Annotated in this window: 7 protein-coding genes; 4 read left to right on the top strand and 3 right to left on the bottom strand. The window is 74.0% G+C overall.

What is annotated here, in order from left to right; genetic code table 11:
* Positions 1-84: 84 nt before the first annotated feature.
* The 3 genes from PV350_RS40100 to PV350_RS40110 all read left to right on the top strand — a co-directional run bounded on the left by PV350_RS40100 (position 85) and on the right by PV350_RS40110 (position 3,236).
* Entirely contained in the window at positions 85-786 is a 702-nt protein-coding gene (locus tag PV350_RS40100) for an SDR family NAD(P)-dependent oxidoreductase (RefSeq protein ID WP_500338358.1), read from the top strand.
* A 217-nt stretch (positions 787-1,003) separates the two neighbouring features.
* Entirely contained in the window at positions 1,004-1,846 is an 843-nt protein-coding gene (locus tag PV350_RS40105; protein ID WP_499509143.1) for a prephenate dehydratase, read from the top strand.
* A gap of 412 nt (positions 1,847-2,258) precedes the next feature.
* Positions 2,259-3,236, top strand: a complete 978-nt coding sequence (locus PV350_RS40110) for an alpha/beta fold hydrolase (RefSeq protein ID WP_500338360.1) — start codon at positions 2,259-2,261, stop codon at positions 3,234-3,236.
* A gap of 27 nt (positions 3,237-3,263) precedes the next feature.
* Here the strand turns inward: PV350_RS40110 and PV350_RS40115 are convergent, their stop codons facing one another.
* Positions 3,264-4,205 (bottom strand): DUF8832 domain-containing protein, encoded by a 942-nt coding sequence (locus PV350_RS40115; RefSeq protein ID WP_500338362.1) that lies wholly within the window; start codon positions 4,203-4,205, stop codon positions 3,264-3,266.
* A gap of 139 nt (positions 4,206-4,344) precedes the next feature.
* Entirely contained in the window at positions 4,345-6,858 is a 2,514-nt protein-coding gene (locus PV350_RS40120) for a SpoIIE family protein phosphatase (RefSeq protein WP_499509140.1), read from the bottom strand.
* Positions 6,859-7,047: 189 nt separating this feature from the next.
* On the opposite strand from PV350_RS40120, the gene PV350_RS40125 reads away from it, so the two are divergent.
* Entirely contained in the window at positions 7,048-7,611 is a 564-nt protein-coding gene (locus PV350_RS40125) for a GNAT family N-acetyltransferase (RefSeq protein WP_499509139.1), read from the top strand.
* 422 nt (positions 7,612-8,033) lie between these two features.
* Here PV350_RS40125 and PV350_RS40130 read toward each other — a convergent pair whose 3' ends face one another.
* Positions 8,034-9,863 carry a glycoside hydrolase family 15 protein gene (locus PV350_RS40130; protein WP_500338364.1) on the bottom strand — a complete coding sequence of 610 codons (1,830 nt, stop codon included), beginning with the start codon at positions 9,861-9,863 and terminating at the stop codon, positions 8,034-8,036.
* Positions 9,864-10,203 lie beyond the last annotated feature (340 nt).

The following is a 10,203-nucleotide window of genomic DNA, read 5'->3' on the forward strand; positions in this document are numbered from 1 at the left end:
ACCCCCCACCGTTTCCCACCACACCCCCCGACACGCCGGCGCGCGCTCACCCGCGCGTCGCGAGCACCAGCAAGGGAGCACCCCATGACCATCACGCTCGTCACCGGCGGCAACAAGGGCCTCGGCCGCGAGACCGCCCGCCGTCTGATCAAGCTCGGGCACACCGTCTACATCGGCTCCCGGGACGCCGCCCGCGGACGTGCGGCCGCCGACGAGCTCGGCGCGGAGCTGCTCCTGCTCGACGTCACCGACGAGGCCTCCGTGACCGCGGCGGCCGAGGAGCTGCGGCGCCGCGAGGGCCGGCTCGACGTCCTGGTGAACAACGCGGGTGTCTTCGAGGGCATGGTCGGCGCCGCGGAGGCCTCCGGCGCCCACGTGGCGACCGTCCTCGACGTCAACGTCGTCGGCCTGGTGCGCGTGACGCACGCCTTCCTCCCCCTCCTGGGGGAGTCCGCCGAGCCGGTCATCGTCAACGTCAGCAGCGGGCTCGGCTCCTTCGGCACGGTCCTCGACCCCGGGAAGAACGAGTCGCGGTACGTCACGCCCGTCTACTCCGCGTCGAAGGCGGCGGTGAACATGCTCACGGTGCAGTACGCCAAGGGCCTGCCCCACATGCGCGTCAACGCCGTCGAGCCCGGGTTCAGCGCCACCGACCTGCACGGTCTGAGCGGGCACGGCATCCAGACCCCGGAGGAGGGCGCCGAGGCGATCGTGCGCTACGCCACGGTCGGCCCGGACGGCCCGACTAGCACCTTCGGCGACCTGACCGCGCAGTTGCCGTGGTGATGATCTCCGCGCCGGCCGCCGGGGCCGGCGCGGAACCCACGGGCGGTGGGGGCCGCCCGTGGGCCACCCGCCCGCGCCCGGGGCGAGCCGGGGTCCCGGTCCGGCCACGGCCGTCCGGCCCTCGGACGGGAACGAGGTGCGCGCGCGGCGCGCAGTAGCATGCGAGGACGGCCCCGCCGCACGCACCGCCCACCGATCCGGAGATACCGACGCGCACATGGTGACCATCGCCTACCAAGGAGAACCCGGATCCAATTCCGCCGCCGCGGCCCGCAGGCTGTACCCCGAGAGCCGGGAGCTGCCCTGCACGACGTTCGAGCAGGCGCTGGAGGCAGTCGCGGTGGGGAGCGCGGACCTGGCCGTGATCCCCGTGGACAATTCCGCCGCCGGTCGCGTCGCGGACGTCCACCACCTGCTGCCGGAGGCGGACCTCTCGATCATCGCGGAGTACTTCCTGCCGATCCGCTTCGACCTGATGGGCGTGCCCGGGGCCACGCTGGAGGACGTCGTGTGCGTCCGCAGCCATGTGCACGCCCTGGGGCAGTGCCGGAAGATCATCCGCGAGGGCGGCTGGCAGACGCTGGTGAGCGACGACACCGCGGGCGCCGCCCGCGAGGTCGCGGAGCTCGGCGACCCGCGGCACGCGGCGCTCGCCCCGCCCGGCGCGGCGGACCTGTACGGGCTGCAGGTGCTGCGCGGCGGCGTGGAGGACACCTCCGACAACACCACCCGCTTCGTCGTCCTCTCCCGCGAAGCCGTGTTCCCGCCGGACTCGGGCACGCCGATGATGACCAGCCTCTTCTTCTCGGTGCGCAACATCCCGAGCGCGCTCTACAAGGCGCTCGGCGGCTTCTCCAGCAACGCGGTGAACCTCACCAAGATCGAGAGCTACCAGGTGGGCGCGGGGCTGAAGGCCAGCCGCTTCTACATCGAGATCGAGGGCCACCCGGAGGAGAGCAGCGTGGCCCTGGCCCTGGAGGAGCTGCGCTTCTTCTCCTCCGAGGTGCGGATCATGGGCGTCTACCCGGCACATCCGCACCGCTTCCTGGACCACGACTGACGCAGGATCCGGCTCCGCGGCACGAGGACTCCGCCGATGGCGCGGAGCGTCCCGGCGGCCGCGTTGTAGCTGCGCTCCATTACCGCGATGCGGCGGCCGGCGGTCGACGTACCGAGCAGGAAGAGCGTCGCCAGGCCGGTGCCGCGGCAGCCCCCCGCGCTCCCTCATGTGGTCGGGCGTGAGACGGGAGATGAGATGGACGAGGCCGTCGCCGTCCGACCCGGAACCGCCCCCGCGGCCCGGCCGCGCGGTGCGTCCAGCGGGCCGCACACCCCCTCGGGGCGGCTTTCACCCCGACGGCCCATGGCCGTGACCCGGTCGGCATACGCGGCCGGGCCTGTCGCCGCCGAGCCGTGAACACTCAGGTGCCGTAGGGCCCCCGCCCTGAGCACCGAGGAAAGCGAGATACGGCATGGCGGCAACTCTGGATTCCCGCTCGCGGCGTCGCATACGCCGCGCCCACGTCGCCGCGGCCGGCTGCGCCCTGGCCTTCTGCGCGTCCGCCGCGGCCCCGGCCGCCGCGGACGGGGACACGACCGGGACGAAGCCGACGGTGGTCCTGATCCACGGGGCGTTCGCGGACGCCTCCAGCTGGAACGGGGTGATCGAGCGGCTCGAGAGCCGCGGCTACCCCGTCATCGCCCCCGCGAACCCGCTGCGCGGGCTGTACAGCGACTCCACCTACATCGCCTCCGTACTGGAGAGCATCAAGGGCCCCATCGTCCTGGCGGGCCACTCCTACGGCGGCGCGGTGATCAGCTCCGCCGCGGCGGGGAACCCCCAGGTGAAGTCGCTGGTGTACGTCTCCGCGCTGATGCCCGACGTCGGTGAGAGCGGGATGTCGCTGTCCGAGCGGTTCCCCAGCGCGCTGGGCACCGCCACCAAGTCCGTGCCGTTCCGGGCGGGCGGGGGAGTCAGCGGTACCGACCTCTACCTCAAGCGCGACAAGGTGCACCCGGTGTTCGCTGCCTGCCTGCCGGAGAGCCAGGCGAACCTGCTGGCGGTCACCCAGCGGCCCGCGGCCACCACCGCGTTCTCGGAGAAGGCCAAGGTCGCGGCCTGGAAGACGATCCCGTCCTGGGCCCTCGTCGGCCGCCAGGACATGACGATCAACCCGGACCAGGAGCGCTTCCAGGCGGAACGCGCCCACTCCCACACCGTGGAGCTCGACACCTGCCACGTGTCCCTGATCGCACGGCCCGACGCCGTCGCCGACCTGATCCTCCAGGCCGCTACCGCCGCCGAGTCCGGTCGCCCGGCGCTGGCCGACACCGGGTCCGGCGAACACCGGCCCGACGTCGGCGCTCTGGCCGGCGCCGCCGGGGGCGCGCTGGCCGCCGGCGCGGCCGCCTTCCTCGGCGCCCGTCGCCTGCGGCGCCGCTCCGGCTGAGGAGCCTGCCGCGAGCCACGCCCGACGTCAGTGGCCGTGGCCGCCCGTCCCGCCGCCGTCCCTGCCGGCATGGCCGTCCTCCGGGCCGGCCGTGACCGTGAACGCGGCGGTGCGGACGGTTCCTTGGTGCTTGAAGTCGAGGAAGAGCCGGTACGTGCCCGCGCTCGGGGCCGTGGCGGTGAAGGAGACGTCCGGCCCGGGCGCGGTTGCGCCGTCGCCCGGGGCGCCGCCCGGGTGCACGTGCAGGTAGGCCAGGTCGCCGGCGCGCAGGGCGACCAGGTGGCCGTACGCACCGAGGTAGGGCTGCAGGTCGGTGACCTCACGGCCGTCCTTCGTCACCGTCAGCCGGAGCTCCCGCGCGGCGCCGGGTTGCAGGCCGCCGTGGAGCGTCACGGTGTAGCCGTCCACGGTCGCCGTCCGGGAGACCGGCGCGGGGCTGCCGGGCCGGTGGTCCCCGGCCACGGAGAGGTCCGCGCCGAGCGTGAGGTTCCGGCTGCCCTTCGCGGCGGGGGTGAAGTCGGCGAAGATCCGGTGGTCCCCGGCGCGGGGGAGGCTGACGGGGGTGCTCCACGTGCCGTCGGCGGCCCGGACCGGATGCAGATGGCGGTAGGACGTCAGGTCGCGTGAGACGACGATCAGGTGCAGCTCCTTCTCGTGGGCCCGCCGGTACGAGGTGAGCGGGTGGCCGTCGGCGTCGCGTATGAGGAAGCGCAGTTCGGCCGGGCGACCGGAACCGACGTGTGGCGTGCGCAGGTCGAGGGTGTAGCCCGCCTCGCTGGTCGCCAGGCCTCCCGCGGGCTGGGCGGCGCCCTCGTCGTCGGCGGTGTCGTGCGCGTGTCCCGGCCCCGGCGCGTTCGCGCCGGCCGCCGGTGGGCGGACCGGGTCGAAGGCCGCACCCACGCCGTAGGCGGTGCCGAACGAGGCCGCCAGGGCGACGGCGAACGCGGTGATCTTCGTTCCGGTGTTCAAGGCTGCTCCGTGGGTGGCGTGGCGTGGGGAGGCGTGCCGGGTGGGCGCGTCGCTCCACGCTATACCCCCTAGGGGTATGTGCCAAGGTGCACGAGGGCGGTACCGGGATACGGGGTGGGGGTATGCACGGCCGTGGCCGTCAGGCGGGCGCCAGGACCTGTTCGGTCCAGATCGTCTTGCCGCGCGGATGGTGACGGGTGCCCCACTGCTGGGCGAGCTGCGCCACGAGGAGCAGACCCCGCCCGCCCTCGTCGTACGTACGGGCACGGCGCAGGTGCGGGGTGGTGTTGCTCGTGTCCGTGACCTCGGTGATGAGCGCCGTGTTGTTGTGGATCAGGCGCAGCTGGATGGGCGGCTTGCCGTAGCGGATGGCGTTGGTGACCAGCTCGCTGACGAGCAGTTCGGTGGTGAACGAGGTCTCCTCCAGGCCCCACGTCGTCAGCTGCGACGTGGTGTGGTGGCGGGCGTGCGCGACGGTGGCGGGGTCGTTGGGCAGCTGCCAGGTGGCGATGTGGTCGGAGGGCAGGGTGCGGGTCCGGGCGACCAGGAGGGCGATGTCGTCGGTCGGGCGGTGCGTGATGAGGGTGGTCAGGACCCGGTCGCAGACCGTGTCCAGCGACGAGGTCGGGTGCGCGAGGGCCGTGAACATCTTGTCCAGGGACTGGTCGATGTCGTTGTGGTGCGGGTCCAGCAGCCCGTTGGTGTAGAGGGCGAGGACCGTGCCCTCGGGGAGGTTCGTGGTCATCGTCTCGAACGGGAGCCCGCCCAGGCCCAGCGGGGGGCCGGCGGGGACGTCCAGGAAGTGGACGGCGTGGTCGGGGGTCACCACGGCGGGCGGAGGGTGCCCCGCACGGGCGAGGCTGCACTGGCGCGAGATCGGGTCGTACACCGCGTACAGGCACGTGGTGCCGATCCCGCCCGCGGTCTCCGCGTCCTGGTCCTCCCCGGCGTCGTCGGAGCAGAGGTGGATCACCAGGTCGTCGAGGTGGGTGAGGAGCTCGTCCGGTGGCAGGTCCACGTCGGCGAGGGTGCGCACCGCGGTGCGCAGCCGCCCCATCGTGGCCGACGCGCGGATGCCGTGCCCGACGACGTCGCCGACCACGAGGGCGACACGGGCGCCGGACAGGGGGATCACGTCGAACCAGTCGCCGCCCACCCCGGCGTGCGTCGTCGCGGGCAGGTAGCGCGTGGCGATGTCCAGGGCGTCCTGCTCGGGCAGGGTGTGCGGCAGCAGGCTGCGCTGCAGCGTCATCGTTGTCGTGCGCTCGCGGGCGTAGCGGCGGGCGTTGTGGATCGCGGTGGCGGCCCGGTGGGCGAGCTTCTCGGTGAGGGCGAGGTCGTCGGCGGTGAAGGGGACCGGGTTGCGGTGGCGGCTGAAGACGGCCAGCCCGAGGGTGCCGCCGCCGGCCGTGAGGGGGATCGCGATGACCGAGTGGGTGCCCGCCTCGCGGATCCACGCGGCCCGGGGGTCCTGGGCCGCCCAGCGGGCGAGGGTGGCCTCGGTGATGTCGTACAGCGCGGCCTTGCCGGTGGCCAGCGTCTGCGCGGGAGGGGACCCCGGGGGGTAGGTCGCGGTGTCGCCGAGGGCGATGAGGGCCTCGGGGGTGCCGGGCAGGATGGACCTGGCGGCAGTGCGGGTCACGGTCACCGGACCGTCCGACCCCGCGGCCCGGGCGCCGCTGGAGGGCTCGATCAGGTCGACGGCGGCGTAGTCGGCGAGCTCGGGCACCGCGAGGTCGGTGAGCTCCTGAGCGGTGCGGGTGGTGTCCAGGGTCGTGCCGATGCGGGTCGCGGCGTCGTGCAGGAGCTGCGAACGGCGCCGCACCTCGGGGTCCTCCGCGGCCGGGTGCGTGGTGAGCACCACCCCGCTCACCGTCCCCGCGGGGTCGGTGAGCGGGGTGAGGGTCGCCTGCAGGGCGTGCTCCCCGCCGGCGCCGTCCCCCGGCGCGGTGCCCGGGCGGCCGTCGTCTCCGGTGGCGATGGAGCCGTCCGCGGTGAAGGGGGCGGGGGCGTGCTGCGGGCGCCCGCTCGTCAGGACGCTCCGCATGTGGGCTTCCGTCTGCCGGGCCGTGTCACCGGGGGCGAGGTCGGCCGGCCGCAGGCCGCGCATCTCGGCCTCGCGCAGTCCCAGGGTGTCCTCGAAGGCGGCGTTGGCCCGCGTCAGCCGCAGCCCGGTGTCGAAGACGGCCTGCGGGCAGGGGGACTGGGTGAACGCCCAGCCGCACACCGCGTCGTGCGCCGGCGGGTCGCCGGTGGACCCGGGGACCGCCGCGACGACGAGCCAGCCGCTCTTGTCGTGCCCGTCGCCGTTGTTCCCGGGCCCGGTGTCGCCCGGCGGCCGGCGGGCCGTCTCGCGGTGGTGGGCGAGCAGGCGCAGGCGCAGGGTGTGTCCGTCCCGGTGGCGGAGCGCGAGGGTCCCGGCCCAGCGTGGCGTGGAGGGGGGCGGCGCGTGCGGCGGGGGTCCGGCGAGCAACAGCGTGGCGGGATGACCGATGATCTCGGCGGGCGCGTGGCCGAGCAGGTGGTGGGCCTGGGCGCTCCAGCCGGTGACGATCCCGTGGTCGTCGAGCGTGGCGGAGGCGGTGTAGGCGGTGGCGCCGTCGGTCCCCAGGGATTCCGGCTGTCCACCGGCGGCGGTGGGAAGTGGCTCCATGGCTGTCATCTCGCCCTCGCTAGGTTTCTTTCCCCCGCGGCGGCGGGGGAACCGGGCTCGGCCAGGGCATCCACTGACCAGCATCGTGCCTGTGACGGGTGAGCACCAACGCAACGGGCGGGGCGGGCGCCTGGAGGGACGTCGGGAGGGACCTCGGAAGGCGTGCCCCGGCATGAGAGCATCGCGGGCATGTTCCCGGAGACCTCCCGGCTGCGCGTACGCCGATTCCGCCCCGCCGACGCGCCGGCCCTGGCCGTCTACCGGTCCGACCCCGCCGTCGCCCGCTACCAGGGCTGGAGCGAGCCGGTGTCCCCTCAGGCGGCCGCGGACCTCGTCGCGCGGTTCGCCGCGGGGGATCCGGAGGAGCCCGGCTGGTTCCAGTACGCGGTGGAGCTCGCCGCCACCGGCGAGCTGATCGGCGACATCGGCGTGTGCCTGCACGACAACCGGATGCAGGCCGACCTCGGTTTCACCCTCGCCCGCGCGCACCAGGGCCACGGCTACGCCACCGAGGCCGTCACCGCGCTGCTGGACCGGCTCTTCACCGTGAGTAGCCTGCACCGCGTCTCCGCCGAGTGCGACGCGCGGAACACCGCCTCGGCGCGTCTGCTGGAGCGTGTCGGGTTCCGGCTGGAGGGCCGTCGCGAGGCCCACACCTGGATCAAGGGGGAGTGGACCGACGACCTGCTGTTCGGCCTGCTCGCCACCGACTGGGAGACGCCTCACCCGGGCACCGGACGCGACGGGGAATGACGACGGGGAATGACGACGGGGAATGACCGCTTCCGGTTCACGGTTGGACCAGGCGCGGGAGACCTGTCGCAGGACTCCACGGGGACGCGGAGCGGTCCGCCCCCACGGGGTGCTGCCGGGCAGGAGAACGGCCCCGCTTCGATCCGGCGCCGGCCTGGCCCCCCTTCCCGGCCGGCGCCGATCGTGTCAAAGAACCTCGCCGCGCCGAGTGACCCGGGACACCCCGTCACGCCGCTTGTGGCCGTGCCCGGTTGAGCCCGGGTGGGTCAGTCCGGCTCGCAGGAACCCCTCGACGGGTGTCTGATGTGGTCAGCGGCCCGGGGCCCCGGAGTGGCCCCCGATGAACGGCCCCGGGCCCGCTTTGTGTGTCATGCCTCCATCCCCGGGCGATTGCGCCACGGAAGAAGCCTCCTGACGGATCGTCATGCGGCGATGGGCTGCCGGGCCTCACTGATCGCCCAGGCGGCGTTGACCAGGCCGATGTGACTGAACGCCTGCGGGAAGTTGCCGAGCAGTTCACCGGTGACCGGGTCGATCTCCTCCGCCAGGAGGCCCACGTCGTTGACGTACGCCGCCGCCCGCGCGAAGACGTCGCTGGCCCGCTCGGCCTGGCCCGACAGGGCCAGCGCCTGGGCCAGCCAGAAGGTGCACAGCAGGAAGGTGCCCTCCTCGCCGGCGAGGCCGTCCACCCCCTCCGCGGTGCGGTACCGGTAGACCAGCCCCGCGGCGTCGGTGAGCCTCCGCTCCGTCGCGTCGATGGTGGCGCGGATCCGCGGGTCGTCGGCGGGCAGGAAACCGACGATCGGCATCATCAGGTTCGACGCGTCGAGGGCGGTCGAGCCGAAGTACTGCGTGAAGGCGCCCGCCTCCTCGTTCCAGCCCTCCCGCAGCACGGTCCGGTGGATCTCGTCCCGGGTTCTCCGCCAGGCCGCCACCTTGTCCCGGCGCGCGCCCAGGTGCTCGGCGAGCCGCACGGCCCGGTCCAGCGCCGCCCAGCACATGACCTTGGAGTGCAGGAAGTGGCGGGGCTCGCCACGGACCTCCCAGATGCCCTGGTCCTTGTCGGTCCACCGCTCCGCCGCGGCGTCCGCGCACGCGACGAGGAAACGCCGGGTGTCGTCGTCGATCCGGTGCAACTGGTCCGCGAGGCGGTAGGCGGCCTCGAGGAGCTCCCCGTAGACGTCGATCTGCTGCTGGCACCACGCGCCGTTGCCCACCCGCACCGGCCGGCTGTTCCGCCATCCGCGCAGGTGGGGGAGCGTGCGCTCGCTCAGGTCGTGCTCGCCGCCCACCCCGAACATGATCTGCAGCGTCCGGTCCTCGCTCAGCGACGGCGCGGCGGTCGCCAGGAAGGCGAAGAAGTCGTGCGCCTCGTCGGGGCAGGCCGCCACCCACAGGGCCTCCATGGTCAGGCAGGCGTCCCTGACCCAGGTGTAGCGGTAGTCCCAGTTGCGCTCGCCGCCCACGCCCTCCGGCAGCGAGGTGGTCGCGGCGGCGACGATGGCGCCGCTGGGCTGGAACGACAGCGCCTGCAGCACCCGGCCGCTGTGGTGCACCAGGTCGCGCCAGGGCCCGTCGTAGGCCTGGTGCATGTCCGACCACGACTGCCACGCGGCGATCGTGGAGTCCAGGCGGCCGGACAGGTCCTCCTGCGTCCAGACGTGGGCCGGGGGCTCCTCGAGCGTCGAACGGTGCAGGCCGAAGCAGACGGACTCGCCGGCCCGCAGGGTGAAGGCCCCGTGGGCCGTGGCGTCCGCGAAGTCCATGCGGTACGGGGTGGTCAGCACCAGCCACTCGGCCCCTCCCCGGGACGTGACCCCGCCCGCGATCCCCGACAGGATCGGCGCGACGAGCCCGTACTCCGGTCGCGGGCGGTACTCCGTCTCCACCGGCACCTCGCCCTCGGCGCAGGCCAGCCTGCGGGCCAGCAGGTGCGGTGCGCCGGCCCCGAGGCTGTGCTCGTCGCCGTCGGGGCCGGTCAGCAGGGCGTCCGTGAGCGTGACCGTTCCCGAGTCGGTGCGGAAGGTGGTCTCCAGCACCATGGACCGGTCCACGTAGGTCCGCGTCGCCTCGTACGGGACCGACGGCCGGACCGACCAGTGACCGGCCGCGCCGTCCAGCAGCCGCGCGAAGACCGAGGGGCTGTCGAACCGGGGGAAGCACAACCAGTCGACGGAGCCGTCCCGGCTCACCAGCGCGGCGGAGTGCCGGTCGGAGATCAGTGCGTAGTCTGCGATCGCGGTCGAACTCATGGCGGCTCCCACGGACGGTGGCTCCCACGGACGGTGGCTCAGCGGACCGGCCGGCCGTTGCCGTACGCCGCGCGCGGCTCGAACGCCTCGCCCCGCGCCGCGAGTTCGGCGGGGGCCATCCCGATGTCCCCGGCCTGCCACGACATCCGGGCGGAGGTCCGGGCACAGGCACCTGCGGGCCCGGCCGTCACGCGGTCGCCGGCCGGACCGGCCCCGCCGTCTGCGTCCCTGCCTCCAGTGTGCCGCGGACGGCGACGCGCGACCGGGTCCGCGGGTGTGCGGGGGTCCGTGGTGTCTGAATTCGCCGGTCGGGGGGTGTGGGGGGATGCTGGTGTATATG

Origin of the sequence: Streptomyces sp. PA03-6a (genome assembly GCF_033792765.1) — a bacterium.
Taxonomy (GTDB): domain Bacteria; phylum Actinomycetota; class Actinomycetes; order Streptomycetales; family Streptomycetaceae; genus Actinacidiphila.

Bases quoted from the DNA above. Each gene is read 5' to 3' on its own strand.
- PV350_RS40100 (WP_500338358.1), top strand. From the start codon at position 85: ATGACCATCACGCTCGTCACCGGCGGCAACAAGGGCCTCGGCCGCGAG.
- PV350_RS40105 (WP_499509143.1), top strand. From the start codon at position 1,004: ATGGTGACCATCGCCTACCAAGGAGAACCCGGATCCAATTCCGCCGCC.
- PV350_RS40110 (WP_500338360.1), top strand. From the start codon at position 2,259: ATGGCGGCAACTCTGGATTCCCGCTCGCGGCGTCGCATACGCCGCGCC.
- PV350_RS40120 (WP_499509140.1), bottom strand. From the start codon at position 6,858: ATGGAGCCACTTCCCACCGCCGCCGGTGGACAGCCGGAATCCCTGGGG.
- PV350_RS40125 (WP_499509139.1), top strand. From the start codon at position 7,048: ATGTTCCCGGAGACCTCCCGGCTGCGCGTACGCCGATTCCGCCCCGCC.
- PV350_RS40130 (WP_500338364.1), bottom strand. From the start codon at position 9,863: ATGAGTTCGACCGCGATCGCAGACTACGCACTGATCTCCGACCGGCAC.